The 15,891-nt window shown below is 67.0% G+C and carries 16 protein-coding genes; 9 read left to right on the top strand and 7 right to left on the bottom strand.

Annotated elements, in window-relative coordinates; translation table 11 throughout:
- Window positions 1-24: 24 nt before the first annotated feature.
- Window positions 25-1,194 carry a DNA polymerase III subunit beta gene (gene dnaN / locus ACAM49_RS00155; RefSeq protein WP_369633379.1) on the bottom strand — a complete coding sequence of 390 codons (1,170 nt, stop codon included), beginning with the start codon at window positions 1,192-1,194 and terminating at the stop codon, window positions 25-27.
- Window positions 1,195-2,006: 812 nt separating this feature from the next.
- Window positions 2,007-3,959 carry a chromosomal replication initiator protein DnaA gene (gene dnaA / locus ACAM49_RS00150; protein ID WP_369633378.1) on the bottom strand — a complete coding sequence of 651 codons (1,953 nt, stop codon included), beginning with the start codon at window positions 3,957-3,959 and terminating at the stop codon, window positions 2,007-2,009.
- 582 nt (window positions 3,960-4,541) lie between these two features.
- On the opposite strand from dnaA, the gene rpmH reads away from it, so the two are divergent.
- The 9 genes from rpmH (at window position 4,542) to ACAM49_RS00105 (ending at window position 11,245) form a co-directional block, all read left to right on the top strand.
- Window positions 4,542-4,685, top strand: coding sequence for a 50S ribosomal protein L34 (gene rpmH, locus ACAM49_RS00145; protein ID WP_033085250.1), 144 nt, complete (start codon window positions 4,542-4,544; stop codon window positions 4,683-4,685).
- 87 nt (window positions 4,686-4,772) lie between these two features.
- The gene (gene rnpA / locus ACAM49_RS00140) at window positions 4,773-5,159 is read left to right on the top strand and encodes a ribonuclease P protein component (protein ID WP_369633377.1); all 387 of its coding nucleotides are present in this window, start codon (window positions 4,773-4,775) and stop codon (window positions 5,157-5,159) included.
- Between the two features lie 5 nt (window positions 5,160-5,164).
- Complete coding sequence (yidD, locus tag ACAM49_RS00135) at window positions 5,165-5,476, top strand: membrane protein insertion efficiency factor YidD (protein ID WP_083913986.1); 312 nt, start codon at window positions 5,165-5,167, stop codon at window positions 5,474-5,476.
- A gap of 4 nt (window positions 5,477-5,480) precedes the next feature.
- On the top strand, window positions 5,481-6,584 hold the full coding sequence (yidC, locus tag ACAM49_RS00130) for a membrane protein insertase YidC (protein ID WP_369633376.1): 1,104 nt from the start codon (window positions 5,481-5,483) through the stop codon (window positions 6,582-6,584).
- A gap of 30 nt (window positions 6,585-6,614) precedes the next feature.
- Window positions 6,615-7,157, top strand: coding sequence for a protein jag (locus ACAM49_RS00125; protein WP_369633375.1), 543 nt, complete (start codon window positions 6,615-6,617; stop codon window positions 7,155-7,157).
- A 109-nt stretch (window positions 7,158-7,266) separates the two neighbouring features.
- Window positions 7,267-8,025, top strand: coding sequence for a 16S rRNA (guanine(527)-N(7))-methyltransferase RsmG (gene rsmG / locus ACAM49_RS00120; RefSeq protein ID WP_369633374.1), 759 nt, complete (start codon window positions 7,267-7,269; stop codon window positions 8,023-8,025).
- 253 nt (window positions 8,026-8,278) lie between these two features.
- The gene (locus tag ACAM49_RS00115) at window positions 8,279-9,301 is read left to right on the top strand and encodes a ParA family protein (protein ID WP_051179641.1); all 1,023 of its coding nucleotides are present in this window, start codon (window positions 8,279-8,281) and stop codon (window positions 9,299-9,301) included.
- A gap of 46 nt (window positions 9,302-9,347) precedes the next feature.
- The gene (locus ACAM49_RS00110) at window positions 9,348-10,364 is read left to right on the top strand and encodes a ParB/RepB/Spo0J family partition protein (protein WP_040814476.1); all 1,017 of its coding nucleotides are present in this window, start codon (window positions 9,348-9,350) and stop codon (window positions 10,362-10,364) included.
- A 161-nt stretch (window positions 10,365-10,525) separates the two neighbouring features.
- A complete protein-coding gene (locus ACAM49_RS00105) occupies window positions 10,526-11,245 on the top strand; it encodes a GNAT family N-acetyltransferase (RefSeq protein WP_369633373.1) in 720 nt (239 codons plus the stop codon).
- A 71-nt stretch (window positions 11,246-11,316) separates the two neighbouring features.
- On the opposite strand, the gene ACAM49_RS00100 is transcribed toward ACAM49_RS00105, so the two are convergent.
- The 5 genes from ACAM49_RS00100 to sigM all read right to left on the bottom strand — a co-directional run bounded on the left by ACAM49_RS00100 (window position 11,317) and on the right by sigM (window position 15,762).
- Window positions 11,317-12,513, bottom strand: a complete 1,197-nt coding sequence (locus ACAM49_RS00100) for an N-acetylmuramoyl-L-alanine amidase (protein WP_369633372.1) — start codon at window positions 12,511-12,513, stop codon at window positions 11,317-11,319.
- Window positions 12,514-12,734: 221 nt separating this feature from the next.
- On the bottom strand, window positions 12,735-13,073 hold the full coding sequence (gene trxA / locus ACAM49_RS00095; RefSeq protein ID WP_369633371.1) for a thioredoxin: 339 nt from the start codon (window positions 13,071-13,073) through the stop codon (window positions 12,735-12,737).
- An 11-nt stretch (window positions 13,074-13,084) separates the two neighbouring features.
- Window positions 13,085-14,068 carry a thioredoxin-disulfide reductase gene (gene trxB / locus ACAM49_RS00090; protein ID WP_369633370.1) on the bottom strand — a complete coding sequence of 328 codons (984 nt, stop codon included), beginning with the start codon at window positions 14,066-14,068 and terminating at the stop codon, window positions 13,085-13,087.
- A 111-nt stretch (window positions 14,069-14,179) separates the two neighbouring features.
- Window positions 14,180-15,112, bottom strand: coding sequence for a hypothetical protein (locus ACAM49_RS00085; RefSeq protein ID WP_369633369.1), 933 nt, complete (start codon window positions 15,110-15,112; stop codon window positions 14,180-14,182).
- Window positions 15,113-15,213: 101 nt separating this feature from the next.
- Window positions 15,214-15,762 carry an RNA polymerase sigma factor SigM gene (gene sigM / locus ACAM49_RS00080; protein WP_369633368.1) on the bottom strand — a complete coding sequence of 183 codons (549 nt, stop codon included), beginning with the start codon at window positions 15,760-15,762 and terminating at the stop codon, window positions 15,214-15,216.
- Between the last annotated feature and the right edge of the window lie 129 nt (window positions 15,763-15,891).

Below are 15,891 nucleotides of genomic sequence, written 5' to 3'. Positions count from 1 at the left end.
ACTGTGCACAGGTGAGCCGCCCGATCAGCCCGGCAGCCGCACCGGCATCAGCAGGTAGATGTAGCTGCCCGACAGTGCCGAGAACGCGCCCGACTCCAGCTGCGCGGGCTCTTCCTCGGGAGCCGGGAGGAACACCGCGGGCCGGCTGGGGGTGGTGAAGCCGAAGGTCACCCGGTCCGAATGCGAGGCGGACAGGCCGTCGAGCAGGTAGCCGGGGTTGAAGGCGATGGTCAGCGGCTCACCGCGGAACTCGGCCTCCAGCCACTCCTCGGCGCGACCGGCGTCATCGCCACCGGCGGAGAGCAGCAGGCCCTCCTCGGAGAACTCCAGCCGCACCTGGGCGCCGCGCTCGGCCACCAGGGCCACACGCTTGATGGCCTCGGTCAGCGCGCTCACCGTGATGGTCGCCAGGGAGGTGTGCTCCTTGGGGAGCAACTGGCGGAACTTGGGGAATTCGGCATCGAGCAGCCGCGTGGTGGTGCGGCGGCCGCCGTTCACGATGCCGAGCAGGCCGTCGGTGCCGGTGCCGAAGGCCAGCTGCACCGGCTGATCGGACGCACCAAGGGTTTTCGCGGCCTCGGACAGGGTGCGGGCCGGAACCAGCACCGCGGTCTCCACATCGGCGCGACCCGGCTGCCATTCCAGCTCGCGCACGGCGAGACGGAAGCGGTCGGTCGCGGCCAGGACCACCTTGGGGCCCTCGATCTCGACGCGGATACCGGTGAGCATGGGCAGCGTGTCATCGCGACCGGCGGCCACGGCCACCTGCGAGACCGCCTCGGAGAACAGATCCACCCCGAGCTCACCGGTCTGGGGAGGAAGTTCGGGAAGCTGGGGATAGTCCTCGACCGGCATGGTGGGCAGGGAGAACTTGGCGCTGCCGCAGGCGATCAGCACGCGGGTGCCGTCCACCGACACGTCGACCGGCTTGTTGGACAGCGCCTTGGTGATATCGGCCAGCAGGCGGCCCGACACCAGCACCTGACCCGGACCGGCGACCTCGGCGGCCACGCGCATCTGCGCGGAGACCTCGTAGTCGAAGCCGGAGACCGTCAGGCCATCCTCGTCAGCCACGAGAAGTACGCCACCGAGCACGGGCACCGGAGGCCGCGAGGGCAGGCTACGGGCGACCCAGGCTACGGATTCGGCGAAGTCCTCGCGGGCGACCCGAAACTTCATGCTTGCAAGCTCCATCGCCCGGTCTGTCCTCTCCCAGTGGATTCGTGAACTCTGCTGATCTGAATCAGCCGCCTACGCAGTGTGGCACAGGGGACTGACAGTGAACCGTACCCGCGAGGGGCGTAACGGCCAACGCCGACCCTCCGAGCTATCCCATGAGGTCTGCACAGAACTCTCGTGGGCTCTCAGGGGAGTTGCCCCTGAAACTCCTTGGATCGCTCCTCTTCTCCTTGCCTCCCGATCGGGTGTGGAGGGGCTGCCCACCCGACCGTGCCCTCCCAACCCGAGTTTCCACACACCCTGTTTTAGAAAGACCTTCTCTAGATGAATAACTGAAGTAGTAGTAGGTCCTGTTAGTTCTGTGGACTTCGGCCGTTTTCGCTGGTGGGGGCGTGCGGCGTCGTGTGGATGTCGTCTGGGTGGCTCGAGGATGAACAGCGAGTGGCTGTGGAGTCGATCCGCTGTTCCACATTGATCCTCGAGTCATCCTCGAGTTGCTCCCCCATTCGAGGCCCGGTAGCCCACATCAGGATGAAACCGGGGACTACCTCGAGGATTCCTCGAGGACCTGACAAGGACTCCTCGAGGAATCCCCAGGGCATATCGCGCATCCCCGCTGCTCAGACCTCGAGGATGAATCCGCCTGTTAGTTCTGTGGACTACCACCTGTGCACGGGTGTGAGTGGCGACCTGTGCGCAACCCCGTGGACAACAGTGGGAATCCTCGAGGAGTCCACAAGCCTTCCTCGAGGACTCCTCGAGGAATCCACAACCGGTGAAAACAAAGAACCCCACGTCAGACGACGTGGGGTCCTGTGGACTGTGGATCAGCGCGAACGCTGTTTGATTCGGGCTGTGAGTTCTTGAACCTGGTCGTACACCCGGCGGCGCTCGGTCATCTCCTTGCGCACCTTCTTCTCGGCGTACATGACCGTCGTGTGGTCGCGGCCGAAGGCCTGACCGATCTTGGGTAGGGATAGGTCGGTCAGCTCACGGCACAGGTACATGGCGATCTGCCGGGCCTGCGCCAGCGGGCGGGCCTTGCCGGGACCGGTCAGCTCTTCCAGCGTGGTGTTGAAGTACTCCGCGGTCACGGCCATGATCGTGGCCGCCGTGATCTCCAGCGTCGCGGTGTCGGGCATGAGATCGCGCAGCACCACTTCCGCCAGTGAGAGATCCAGCGGCTGCCCGTTCAGGGACGCGAACGCCGTGACCCGGATCAGCGCGCCCTCGAGCTCACGGATATTGCGCTCCACCCGGCTGGCGATGAGCTCGAGCACGTCGTGCGGCACGTCCAGGCGATCCATGCGCGCCTTCTTGCGCAGGATCGCGATGCGGGTCTCCAGCTCCGGCGGCTGCACATCGGTGATCAGGCCCCACTCGAAGCGGGTGCGCAGCCGCTCCTCCAGCGTCGCCAGCTGCTTGGGCGGGCGGTCGGAGGACACCACGATCTGCTTGTTGGCGTTGTGCAGGGTGTTGAAGGTGTGGAAGAACTCCTCCTGGATGCCTTCCTTGCCCTCGATGAACTGGATGTCGTCGACCAGCAGGATGTCGGTCTCGCGGTAGCGGCGCTTGAACGCCACCTTCCGGTCGTCACGCAGTGAGTTGATGAAGTCGTTGGTGAATTCCTCGGTCGAGACGTACTTCACCCGCATGCCCGGGAACAGCCGCTGGGCGTAGTGCCCGGCCGCGTGCAGCAGGTGCGTCTTGCCCAAACCCGAAGCGCCCCAGACGAACAGCGGGTTGTAGGCGCGCGCCGGGGCCTCCGCGATGGCCACCGCGGCCGCGTGCGCGAACCGGTTGGAGGCGCCGATGACGAAGGTGTCGAAGGTGTACTTGGCGTTCAGACTGGCCGAGGACGACGCGGCGGGCGCGGGTTCGCGCTCGGGCGTCCGGTTGAAATAGGTCGGCCACGAATTGCGGACATTGACCACCGGCTCGTCGTCGTGCGGCTCGTCCACCGGGCGGCGGGCCGCCGGCTCGTCGGAATAGCGCGGGGCGGGCTCGTCCGAATACCGCTGCGGCGCGGGCTCATCCGCGTAGCGCTGCGGCGCCGGTTCGTCGGAGTAGCGCTGGGCCGCGGGTTCGTCCGCGTAGCGCTGGGGTGCGGGCCGGACCGGTTCGTCGTCGGGCTCGGGCGAGAACAGCGATTCCTGTCCCGGCGGTTTGGGCGCGCTGCGGTGGTTCTCGCGGCGGCGCGGCGGCGTCGGCGGCTCGCCGACCGGCATCGGCAACTCTTCGGCCATCTGTGCCTGGCCGAATTCCACCGGTGGATAAGCATCCCGATCGTCGTATTCGGCCGGGTAGTCCTGGGGAGGAAGGTAGCGCGGGGCCGCGTACTCCTGGGGCGCCTGGTACATCTGCTGTGGACGCTCGACCAGGGGCGGTTCCGGCTGATACGCGGGCGGCGCGGGCTCGGGTTCGCGCGGTCGTTCGGGCCGCGAGGTCATGCGCGCGTGGCGCGGAGTATTCCCGGAGCGACCGGCCGGCGGGTTCTGCTGCGCGCGGATGCGCACGCCCAGGCCCTCGACCTGGAGACCGCGGCGGGCCAGGGATCGCAGAATGAGCTCCCGCAGATCACGTTCGACCGTGACCTGCGCCATCGTGCCCGGCACCGAGAGCAGGGCGAATCCCTGCGCGAAGGTGATCGGTTCGATAGTGTTGAGCCACGCCTTGTGAGCCTTGCTGACCGGCTGGATCTCCCCATCCGCGGAGCCACTCGCCAATTCGGCGATCACCTCCGGCCAGACAGCCGTCAGCACATTCTGCTCGTCGTCCACGAACGCAGTCCTCCCCGGATATAGGTCGATTGGAGCAGACGGTTCGCACTGCTCGGCTCCCCCAGTAACCGGGCGTAGGCGAGGCACCGTCGGCCCTACGAATATGCCACTCCAGGGGTCTTTCCACACAATTATCCACAGATGTGGAAAACCTGGGGATACACGCGACCGCGTGTCTGATTCCCCGAATCTGGCGCGTACCTGCGGGTTCACAGCTATCAGCTGGCAAAGTCAACCGCGGTCGCAACGGAGGTACCGTCGAAGGCCTGGAAAGGACCGTACACGAACCCCGGCCCGACACACGAACCCCCAGCAAGCGGCGCGCGGAACGATCGATCCAATCGCGCTGTGCGTCAGCGGTGCTGGTGCGGTATCCAGCGAAAACCGGGCTCCTACCCCCGAGTTTGACCCTCGTCCAGGGGGTAAGTACCCTTCTACAGTCACCCTATGGTGCGGTGGCGGCTGTCTGCTGCCCGTGCCGACAAGGGTATTGCGCCGACGGACTCCCGTTCGTCGAGAGCACCGTTTCACCGAACAGCTTCGGGCGTCACCGGACGTCCACCACCTAGAGGAGTGTTGACCGTGGCCAAGGGCAAGCGGACGTTCCAGCCGAACAACCGTCGTCGGGCGCGTGTCCACGGCTTCCGTCTCCGGATGCGCACCCGTGCGGGCCGCGCCATCGTGTCGGCGCGCCGTGGCAAGGGCCGCGCCAAGCTGACCGCCTGATTCGGTAATCCCGGATGCGGCGTCGTATGAGCGACTCGCCGTCCGGTCTCCGGTCCCCCATTCGCCCGCATTCCGCTGGATGCTCAGGTGCTGCCTGAGCCCTACCGGCTGCACCGTCGCATCGACTTTTCCCGGACGGTGCGTCAGGGCCGGAGAATCGGGAGACGGGACCTCGTTGTGCACGTACTGCTACACGACGACCAAGTCGGCGGGCCGACCCCGGATATCCGGGTGGGCGGTCCGCACTTCGGCTTGATCGTCAGCAAGGCGGTGGGTCCGGCGGTTACACGCCACCGGGTGGCCCGCCGCCTGCGTCATATCTGCGCGACCTTGACGGCCGAATTGCCCGCGGGCGCAGACATTGTCATTCGCGCCCTGCCGGGTGCCGCCGACGCGCCCTCCGACGAACTGCTGCGGCAGTTGCGGAGCGGCCTGCGCAAGCTGGGCACCCTCCCTGTCGGTAGCGAGTCGTGAACGGACTGCGCGCCGCTGCGCGCTTACCGGCCAAAGCTCTGATATTCCTCATCGAGCTGTATCGGACCTATATCTCCCCCACCCGTATGCCGGTGTGCCGCTTCACTCCTACCTGTAGCGAGTACGCGGTGACGGCGTTGCGCACCCGCGGACTGTTCGTCGGTCTCGGACTGACGGCCGTCCGATTGGCGAAATGTGCGCCCTGGCACCCTGGTGGGTGGGACCCCGTACCGGAGCGCAAGCACCGGCACGCGGCATCAGCTTGTGAAGGGTCATCGCCCGCGGTGACCGGCGATACGAACGACGGGAGTGCATAGAGCCGTGCTCGACTTCATCTATTACCCGGTGTCGGCCATTCTGTGGTTCTGGCACCAGGCATTCGGGTATGTGCTGGGCAAAGACAGTGGATTCGCCTGGGCACTGGCCGTGGTGTTCCTCGTGTTCACATTGCGGCTCGTGCTCTACAAGCCGTTCGTGAAGCAGGTCCGCACCACCCGGCAGATGCAGGAACTGCAGCCGCAGATCAAGGAACTGCAGAAGAAGTACAAGAACGACCGTCAGCAGATGACGGTCGAGATGCAGAAGCTGCAGAAGGAACACGGCTTCAACCCACTCATGGGCTGCCTGCCCGTGCTGCTGCAGGTGCCGGTGTTCATCGGCCTGTTCCATGTGCTGCGTTCGTTCAACCGGGTCGGCTCCGCCGGGTTCGGCGGCTTCGGTCACAGCGGCGGCATGACCGTCGAGCAGAACGCCAACACCGCGAACTACATCTTCAGCCCGGGCGACGTCCAATCCTTCCTGGCCGCCCGGCTTTTCGGCGCTCCGCTGTCGTCGTACATAACGCAGCCCGTATCGCAGATGGAGGCCTTCGTCCACGGTGACGTCGGTCTGCCGAGCAAGGTGGCCATCGCGGCGGTGTCGATTCCGCTCATGATCATCGCCGGTATCGCCACCCACATGAACGCGCGCGCCTCGGTGGAACGGCAGTCGGCGGAGGCCGCGGCCAACCCGCAGGCCGCCATGATGAACAAGCTGGCGCTGTACGTGTTCCCGCTCGGCGTGCTCGTCGGTGGTCCCTTCCTGCCCGTCGCCATCCTGCTCTACTGGGTGTCCAACAACATCTGGACCTACGGTCAGCAGCACCTCGTCTTCGGCAAGATCGAGAAAGAGGAAACGGAGAAGAAGCAGGCGGCCCTCGAGCGCCGCGCGCAGAACGCTCCGAAGCCGGGCGCGAAGCCGGTCGATGTTCGCAAGAAGCAGTCGGCTGCCAAGACCGACGCCGTCGAGGATGCGGTCGATCTCGAGAAGGCCGATGCGCCGCAGGCGTCCCAGAATGGTTCCAAGCCCTCCCCCGGCGCCAAGCCCGGACAGGGCAAGAAGCGGTCCGGAAATCGCGGCCGGGCCAACCAGAAGCGGCGTCGCTGAGACTTACAACTCCAGATGAAGGAAACAACCATGACTGTTGAAACCGACGGAGGGGATCCCACTGTGACGGCTGCGACGGCGGCACCGGAGGCGACCGACGCGACCGACGCCGAGGAAGCGCTCATCGAAGAGGGCGAGATCGCGGGCGACTACCTCGAACAGCTGCTCGACGTGCTCGACTTCGACGGCGATATCGACCTCGACGTCGAGGGTGACCGTGCGGTCGTCAGCATCGACGGCGGTAAGGATCTGGCGAAGCTGGTCGGCCGTCGCGGCGAGGTGCTGGACGCGCTCCAGGAGCTCACCCGGCTGGCCGTGCAGCAGGCGACCGGTGTGCGCAGCCGGCTGATGCTGGACGTGGCGGGCTGGCGCGCCAACCGCCGCTCGGAGCTGAGCACGCTCGGCACCGAGGCCGCCAAGCGCGTGCTGGAAACCGGTGAGCGTGAGGCCCTCTCCCCCATGACCCCGTTCGAGCGGAAGATCGTCCACGACGCCGTGGCCGCCCTCGACGGAGTGGTGAGCGAGAGCGAGGGCGTGGAGCCCAACCGCCGCGTGGTGGTTCTCCCCGCCTGACACGGCGACATGACGTAGGGCCCTCGAGTCGAACGGACTCGGGGGCCCTACGCTTATTCGCAGTCCCGCGGCTTGTTCGCAGTCCCCGCGAGTTCGGTTATTCGGAAGGATGTTTCACGTGGAACCAGAGACCGAGATGACCGCTCCCGGTCCGGTCGAACCCCCGGCCGCGGCGGCGGTGGTCTTCGGTGAGCGCTTGGACAAGGCTCGGCTCTACTACACCGCGCTCGCGACCGCGGGCGTGGAGCGCGGCCTGATCGGTCCGCGCGAGGTTCCCCGGCTCTGGGATCGGCACATCCTCAACTGCGCGGTGATCGGCGATCTCATCCCCCAGGGCGTGCGCGTGGTCGACATCGGCAGCGGTGCGGGTCTGCCCGGCATCCCGCTCGCCATCGCCCGGCCCGATCTTCGAATCACCTTGGTGGAGCCGCTGCTTCGTCGGACCGTCTTCCTGGCCGAGTTCGTGGCCGAGGCCGGACTCGACAATGTCCTCATCGTGCGCGGCCGGGCCGAGCAGGCGGGCGTGAAGAAGGAGGCGGGCGGCGCGGATGTCGTCACCTCCCGCGCGGTCGCTCCCCTGGCGAAGCTGGCGGGGTGGTCCATGCCGCTGGTGCACGAGCACGGACGGATGCTGGCGCTCAAGGGAATCAGCGCCGCCGAGGAACTCGAACGCGATCGGGACGATCTCACCAAAGCGGGCGCGGGGCACGCCGAGGTTCTGGAATGCGGTGTGGGAGTGCTGGAGACGCCCACCTTCGTCATCAGTGCCGAGCGGCTGGCGCGTGCCGAGCGCCGCGCGGAGCGCAAGAGTGGACAGGCGGAGCGCAAGAGCGGGCGGCCCGGGACCAACCGCCCGAAGCGTCACTGACGAAGCTCGCGGCGCGATGTTTCCCGTGAAACATGAACAGTTTTGCCGCTTTTGAGTGTGTCGCGGCGCGAAGGTGCCCGTTCAACTTCCGTATTGTGTCCTCTACTGGCAAGCTAGTGAACGTCGAGCGTGAACGACTTCCAGCCGATTCGAGCCAGCCCTCGGTAACAACGCAGCGTCGCGGCCGTTGCTGCCAGGTGCGCGAAATCTTGCTCGGCCACGTGTCTTTGAGTTCTCGGGGTTAGGAGCCTGTATGTCCAATCGTCCGGCGAATGTTTCACGGGAAACAACGTCCCGGGTGCCCGGCATGCTCGATAGCGGTCCCTTCGACACGGACGAGTTCAGCCGCACTCCGTTCGGAAACATCTCCCCCACCGAGACTCCGATTGCCGCCGAGGCGCAGCGGGCGAGCCAGGTGCTGTCGGGCACCAACGCGCACATTCCGCGGCCCAAGGAACAGCGCATCCTCACCATCGCCAATCAGAAGGGCGGCGTGGGCAAGACGACCACCGCCGTGAACCTGGCCGCCGCGCTCGCCATTCAGGGCATGCGGGTGCTCGTCATCGATCTCGACCCCCAGGGCAACGCCAGCACCGCCCTCGGCATCGAGCATCACTCGGGCATCCCCTCCAGCTACGAACTCCTCATCGGCGAGTGTTCGGTCAGCGACGCCATCCAGCAGAGCCCGCACAATGAACGGCTGCTGTGCATTCCGGCGACCATCGATCTGGCCGGCGCCGAGATCGAACTCGTCTCCATGGTCGCCCGCGAGGGCCGGCTCAAGGCCGCCATCCAGGAGGCCAACCTCGCCGGGTACGACATCGACTACGTGATGATCGACTGCCCGCCGTCGCTGGGTCTGCTCACCGTCAACGCGCTCGTCGCCGCCAAGGAGGTGCTGATCCCCATCCAGTGCGAGTACTACGCACTCGAGGGCGTGGGTCAGCTGCTCCGCAATATCGGTCTGGTGCAGGCGCACCTGAATCCCGAATTGCATGTCTCCACCGTCGTTCTCACCATGTACGACGGCCGCACCAAGCTGGCCGACCAGGTGGCCGAGGAGGTGCGCTCGCACTTCGGCGACGCGGTGCTGCGCTCGGTCATCCCCCGCAGCGTCAAGGTGTCGGAGGCTCCCGGCTACGGCATGACCGTGCTCGATTACGATCCGGGCTCGCGGGGTGCGATGAGCTACCTCGACGCCGGACGTGAGATCGCTTCGCGTACGGCGCGCCAGAACGCGGTTGCGCCGGTTTCCGACGCACAATCCGGTGTGTAAGTGATTTTCTCGGTGTCGGTGAACAACGGAAGGGGTCGGTAGGCCGATGAGTCAGGCGAAGAAGGGTGGACTGGGGCGCGGGCTCGCGGCACTGATTCCGACCGGCCCGGCGACCACGCCCGGCGGGCTCGGCAGTGCCGCCGCCAATGTCGTCATCGGCATCGACCCGGTCGGGCCGCAGCCCGCCTCGGCGTATCTGCATCGCGTCCCGGATCCGGTGGATTCGGTCGACGCCCCCGATGCGGGCGCGGTCTATCGGGAGATCCCGCCGCTGCAGATCGAGCCGAACCCGAAGCAGCCGCGCTCGGTCTTCGAAGAGGAGGCGCTGGCCGAACTGGTGCACTCCATCAAGGAGTTCGGTCTGATGCAGCCCATCGTGGTGCGTCAGATGGCGACCCTGCCGGAGCCGCGCTATCAGCTCATCATGGGCGAGCGGCGCTGGCGGGCCAGCCAGGAGGCGGGGCTCGAGGCCATTCCGGCCATCGTGCGCGAGACCGCGGACGACTCCATGCTGCGGGACGCGTTGCTGGAGAACATCCATCGCGTGCAGCTGAACCCGCTCGAAGAGGCGGCCGCGTATCAGCAGCTGCTCGAGGAGTTCGGCGTCACCCACGAGGAACTGGCCGCGAAGATCGGGCGCTCGCGTCCGGTCGTCACCAATATGATTCGGCTGCTGAAGCTTCCGATTCCGGTGCAGCGCCGGGTGGCGGCGGGCGTGCTGTCGGCCGGCCACGCGCGTGCGGTGCTGGCACTGGAGGCGGGTGCCGATGCGCAGGAGGCGCTCGCCGCGCGCATCGTCGCGGAGGGCATGTCGGTGCGCGCCACCGAGGAGGCCGTCACCCTGGCCAACCGGAACCCGGATCCGGAGCTCGCTCCCCCGGCGCCCAAGCGCAAGCCGATTCAGATGCCGGGCCTACAGGATGTGGCCGAGCGGTTGTCGGAGTCCTTCGACACTCGCGTCACGGTGCAGCTCGGCAAGCGCAAGGGCAAGATCACCGTCGAGTTCGGCTCCATCGACGATCTGGAGCGAATCGTCAGTCTCATGGAGCAGTCGAAGCCGTAGAGAGGGTCCATCCCGAGGGTCGCGACGGAAACGTCACTGTGACGTTCGGGGTCAACGGCCCTGGAGAGGCGTAAAGCGTTGATCGCTTATTCTTTTTGGCGAGCACTGTGTGATGTGGCGTGAGTGTGGATGAATCGGACAGCTGGAGGCTGAGCAGAGCGGTGTCGACCAGCGTGACCGCACTTACCCTCGGCGGACTCGACAAACTTCCGGTACATGCGCGACGGTGCGTGTTCTGGGAGATCGATCCGGCGGTGGCGGCGGATTCCCATGACTTCAGCGACCCGACCTTCGAGAAGGAGGCCTGGCTCTCCACCGTGATGCTGCAGTGGGGCTCCTGCGGGCAGGTCGCCATGGTGGAGGACAAGTCGGCCGGCTGCGCGCTGTACGCGCCGCCGAGCGCGGTGCCGCGCGCCGGTCTCTTCCCCACCTCCCCCGTGAGCCCGGACGCGGTGCTGCTGACCACGCTGAGCGCCGAAATGCCGTTCCAGGACACCGACATAGCCCATCAGCTGATCCAGGCCGTGGTGGCCGATCTGGTGCGCCGCGGTGTCCGGGCCATCGAGGCGTTCGGCATTCGGAAGGATCCGCCGACCAATTCGATGCCGGCCATCGGGTCCATGACGCTGCGCGAGCGGATCGGCTCACCCCGCCGCTCCCCCGCTCCGACCCCGTCCGGATGCTCGCCGGAGCAGTGCATGATCGAGGCCGACTTCCTCGAGGACGTCGGTTTCAAGGTGGTGGCCTCGCATCACCGATTCCCGCGGCTGCGACTGGAATTGGATCACGAGCACCTGTGGAAGGAAGACGTCGAGCGCGCGCTCGATCAGCTCCTCGCGGCGGCGGAACTCACCATGCCGACCCGCATCGCCACCCGATAGGCCGGAACAGCGCACCTACGAAAAACCCCTCCAGCCCGAAAGGGTTGGAGGGGTTTGTTTCATGTGAAACATCAGAGCCGGTCTGCGGCCGCCAATTCCTCTGCGAGCAGTTCGGCGAATGTGTAAGTCCCCGTGGGCTGATCGTCCTGGCCCAGCAGGTACAGGCGCTTGACGGAGATCAGGATGGCCTCGGCGATCACATCGCGCATGCGGGGATTGGTCAGCACCGACGCGTCGTAATCGTTGGTGAGGTAACCGATGTCGACCTGAACCGTCGGCATCTTGGTGAGCCGCAACAGATCCCAGGTGCGCGGGTGGGTTCGGCAGTCCTGCAGCGAGGTTCGCGCCACGATCTCGCGCTGGATGAACCCGGCCAGCACCTGCCCGATCATGGAGGTCGACCCGTGCGAGTTGCCGAAGTGGAAGCTGGCCACGCCGCTGGCGGAACCGCTGTCATTGCTGGCGCAGCGCAGCGAGATCATCAGGTCGGCGTCGAAGGTGTTGGAGGTCTCCGCCCGCTCGGCGTCGGACGGGTTGGCGCCCCACGGCCGCGAGAGGAAGGTCTCCATACCCGTTGCGGCCATGCGTCCTTCGAGGCGGCTGGCCAGATCCCAGAGGATCTCGGATTCGTAGACGTCACCGAATTCGGTCGGCACCGCCGCGCCCTTGTCCGGCCCGCCCAGGCCCGGATCGATGACGATGCGCTTGCCGGTGAGCTGCGGCCCGGCCCGGTGCACCACCTCTTCCTCGGCGATGCGGTGCGGGTTGCCGCCGGTGACGCGCGCGCCCAGCAGGTCCAGCGAGCGCAGCGTGTCCGGACCGCAGATGCCGTCGGAGGACAGGCCGATCTCGCGCTGGAACGAGGTGAGCGCGTCGTGGGTGTGCGGCCCGAAGTAGCCGTCCACCCGGTGCACGTAGAAGCCCAGGTCCTGCAGTCGCCGCTGCAGGGTGGCGACATCGTCGCCGTACAGCGGGGCGGAGAGCTGGTAGATGAGGGTGCGCGCGCCGAGCCGGTAGGAGGCTTCCTTGAGCGCACGGTAGGTGGCCGGGCCGACCACGCCGTCGACCAGCAGGCCGCGATGCTGCTGGAAGGCGCGCACCGCGGAGTCCAGATCATGGTCGAAGGTCGCGTCGGCGTCCTTCCAGTACTCCCCGATCGGACCCGACGGGTCGGTATTGGGGTGGGAATGCAGGAACCCGAGGCTTGCCAGGGTGCTCCGAACCTCAGCTACGGCTGGTCCTGTATCGCCGTGACGAAGTCGGTGCATGCGTGAGAGCCCTTTCCTTCCGCCAACCCGGGTACCCACTCATGCGGCGGTTCACACCTTCGCACGACCGGAGCGTCGAATGATTGTTTCAGACCCGGACCGAATTTCGGCAACTGTCGAGTGCAGGCATCCTAACCCCGGTGCCGGGGTCAGGGGCCGAAGGCGGAAGCTCCCGTGGAACCAGGGAGCCCCCGCCGGCGCCGAAATTCTATCCAGCGTCGTTAAAGAACTTCTTGCAGTTCACGCAAGAGGGCCGCTTTGCCCTTTGCGCCCACGATCCGCTTGGTTTCCTTGCCGCCCTGGAACAGCACCATGGTCGGCAGCGACAGGATGCCGTAGTGCTTGGCGGTCTCCGGGTTGTTGTCGGCGTCCAGCTTGGCGATGGTGATCTTGTCGGCATGGCCGGCCGCGATCTCCTCGAGCACCGGGGCGACCATCTTGCACGGGCCGCACCAGGCCGCCCAGAAGTCCACGAGCACAGGCTTTTCGCTGAGCAGCACCTCATCGGCGAAGGTGGCGTCGGTCACCGTCTTGGTGGCCGAGGTCTTGGCGTCGGACATAGCCTTGCTCCTTAGTTGTTCACTTCCACCGGCGCACCGGCGTGATCGAGGGTGTTGGTGGTGATGTCACCCTGGTCGGCGAGCCAGCGCTCGGCGTCGATGGCCGCGCGGCAACCGGTACCGGCGGCGGTGATGGCCTGCCGGTAGGTGTGGTCGACGAGGTCGCCGGCGGCGAAGACGCCCGGCAGCGAGGTGTAGGTGCTCTGGCCCTTGACCTCCACGTAGCCCTCGCCGTCGAGATCGACCTGGCCGCGCACCAGTTCGCTGCGCGGGTCGTGGCCGATGGCGACGAACAGGCCGGTGGCCGCCAGCGAGGAGGTCTCGCCGGTGCGGGTATCGCGGACGGTCAGGCTGGTGACGCTGTTATCACCATGCACCGCAACGACTTCCGAGTTCAGCAGGAAACGGATCTTGTCGTTGTTCTTGGCGCGCTCGAGCATGATGCGGGAGGCGCGGAACTCCTCGCGGCGGTGGATGATCGTCACCGAGCTGGCGAACTTGGTGAGGAAGGTCGCCTCCTCCATGGCCGAGTCGCCGCCGCCGACCACCACGATGTCCTGGCCCTTGAAGAAGAAGCCGTCACAGGTGGCGCAGGCGCTGACGCCGCGGCCGAGTAGCTCCTGCTCACCGGGGACGCCGAGGTAGCGGGCAGCGGAGCCCATGGCGAGGATCACGGCGTAGGCCTGGAAGACCTCGCCGCCGACGGTCACCTTCTTGATCCGACCGCGCAGGTCGAGCTCGTCCACGTCCTCGGTGCGGATGTCGGTGCCGAACCGCTTGGCCTGCTCCCGCATCTCCTCCATGAGGTCGGGGCCCATGATGCCCTCGCGGAAGCCGGGGAAGTTCTCGACCTCGGTGGTGGTCATGAGCGCGCCGCCGAACTGGGTGCCCTCGAAGAGCAGCGGTTCCAGTTCCGCTCGGGCGGCGTACACCGCGGCGGTGTACCCGGCCGGACCGGAACCGACGATGATCAGGTCGCGAACAGGCGTGCTCAAGGTGGGCCCTCCGAAGCAGTTGTGCAGATTGGCTCGAATTAGTCGAGCGTGAGCGTGTCGGTCAACAACAGCCTAAACGCTGTTGTTCCCGCGCCCGTTCGACCTCGGACGTCAGCCGATATCGGCGCGTTGGAGCACCTGCGGATGGCCTGGGCCGCAGGCGGTTCCGAGCACGGCGGCGGTGATCTGCGGCGGTTTGGGTCCCGGGAGCAGGACCAGCACCCCGGGTGTGCCGGAGAACACAACGGTTCGCGCGCCGAGCACCTGCCGGTCCAGACCGGCCGCCCGCAGGCAGTCGGTGAGGGCGTTGCCGGTGGCCAGGGGGCCGCTGATGTCGTGGTGGCCCATGGCGGTCAGCAGCGCTCCGGGCGGCATGCTCGCGTCCAGGGTGGCGTCGGCGGCGAGTTTGGTGCCGGATGTCGCCGGGCGGGTGCCCAGGGCGTCCACGGCGACCACAGCGCCCGCGACGACCGCAGCCGCGGCGGCGGCGACGGTGAGCCAGCGCAGGCGCCGGGACGGGCGCTCCAGCGGTACCGGCTCACCCGGTTCCGAGTACTCCTCGGGGTCGGGCACGGGTTCGTGCTCCTCGAGGTCGCGCGGGTCGAGCCGCCCGGTATCGAAGATGGAGGAGCCGTTGAGGATCGGCATGGGCGCGGTGGCCGCCGGGGCCGGATGCGTGGAGCGGACGACCGGTGGCGGCGCGATGGGGAGCCGGGTGACGGTGGCGAGCCGTTCCGGGCCGCCGCCGGCGGGAGTGTTGTCGCCCGTGGCGAGGTCGGAGATCATGCGCTCGAGCCGGTCGGCCACCTCGGGGGGCATGGGGTGGGCGATGTGCTCGTCGCGGCCGAGGTCGTGCAGGCGGTCGTCGACGCGGTCGAGCGCGTTGAGATAGCGCATGGCCTCGGGGTCCTGGCGGACCGCGGGCCAGAGCCGTTCGGATTGGTCGGCCGGGAGCACGCCGCCGTGCAGATCGGCGAGCAGCTCGGTGGAGAAGGGCGGCGTGGGCACGGTGGTACCCGCGAGTGCTCCTCCTGTTTCCTCCATTGCCCCTCCAGGGCTTTCGTGTGGAATCGCAGACCTGTCTTTGTATCTGACGCAGCGGAACCGTACAAGGTTCCACCAATATTGCGGTGTTCTACCGGAATTCAGGTGTTCATCGAACGGAAGTGTGCTTCGAGTCGCCGCCGCCCGCGGGCGCACCTGCTCTTGACCGTGCCCTCCGGAATGCCCAGCAGCGCAGCGGCATCGGCGACCGAATAGCCCTCGAGCTCCACCGCGACCAGGGCGGTGCGCTGCTCGGCGGGCAGCTGGAACAGGGCCGCGTCGACCAGCAGACTGGCCTCGAGCGCCGCGAAATCGTCGCGGGGGCAGCGCGGTTCGTCCGCCTTGTCCTCGGGCAGCGGTTCGGTGCGGCGCAGTTTGTTGCGCCGGATGCGGTCCAGGCAGGCATTGGTGACGATCCGGTGCAGCCAGCTGCGCACCTCGGCGTCACCGCGGAAGGCGGCGGCGGCCCGGTGCGCGGAGAGCAGGGCGTCCTGGAGCGAGTCGGCGGCGTCCTCGTGCCCGTAGGAGGCGCGTAGCGCGGTCTGCCAGAGGTGGTCGTGGTGGCGGCGGATCAGTTCGGCGAAGGCGTACGGTGCGCCGCCGACATGGGCGGCCAGCAGGTCGCGATCGCTGACCTGCCGTGCATTCACGTAGTCGTTCGCTGCAGACAGTTCGTTCGCTGACGACAATGCATCCCCTCGGACAGGTGGAGAGTACGCAAGATCATATCGACGATAACGATTCGGTAGCAATGGATCGCGCGAAAAAAGCCCTGGTAG

The organism is Nocardia sp. JMUB6875 (assembly GCF_041154655.1).
GTDB lineage: Bacteria > Actinomycetota > Actinomycetes > Mycobacteriales > Mycobacteriaceae > Nocardia.
Note: the sequence above shows the minus strand (reverse complement) of the source record. Positions and strands in the feature narration are given on the sequence as shown.

What these genes read in the sequence shown, in the direction of transcription:
- dnaN (WP_369633379.1), bottom strand. Translation starts at nt 1,194, where the DNA reads ATGGAGCTTGCAAGCATGAAGTTTCGGGTCGCCCGCGAGGACTTCGCC.
- ACAM49_RS00115 (WP_051179641.1), top strand. Translation starts at nt 8,279, where the DNA reads ATGTCCAATCGTCCGGCGAATGTTTCACGGGAAACAACGTCCCGGGTG.
- ACAM49_RS00125 (WP_369633375.1), top strand. Translation starts at nt 6,615, where the DNA reads ATGACTGTTGAAACCGACGGAGGGGATCCCACTGTGACGGCTGCGACG.
- trxA (WP_369633371.1), bottom strand. Translation starts at nt 13,073, where the DNA reads ATGTCCGACGCCAAGACCTCGGCCACCAAGACGGTGACCGACGCCACC.
- ACAM49_RS00085 (WP_369633369.1), bottom strand. Translation starts at nt 15,112, where the DNA reads ATGGAGGAAACAGGAGGAGCACTCGCGGGTACCACCGTGCCCACGCCG.
- ACAM49_RS00100 (WP_369633372.1), bottom strand. Translation starts at nt 12,513, where the DNA reads ATGCACCGACTTCGTCACGGCGATACAGGACCAGCCGTAGCTGAGGTT.
- ACAM49_RS00110 (WP_040814476.1), top strand. Translation starts at nt 9,348, where the DNA reads ATGAGTCAGGCGAAGAAGGGTGGACTGGGGCGCGGGCTCGCGGCACTG.
- rsmG (WP_369633374.1), top strand. Translation starts at nt 7,267, where the DNA reads ATGTTTCACGTGGAACCAGAGACCGAGATGACCGCTCCCGGTCCGGTC.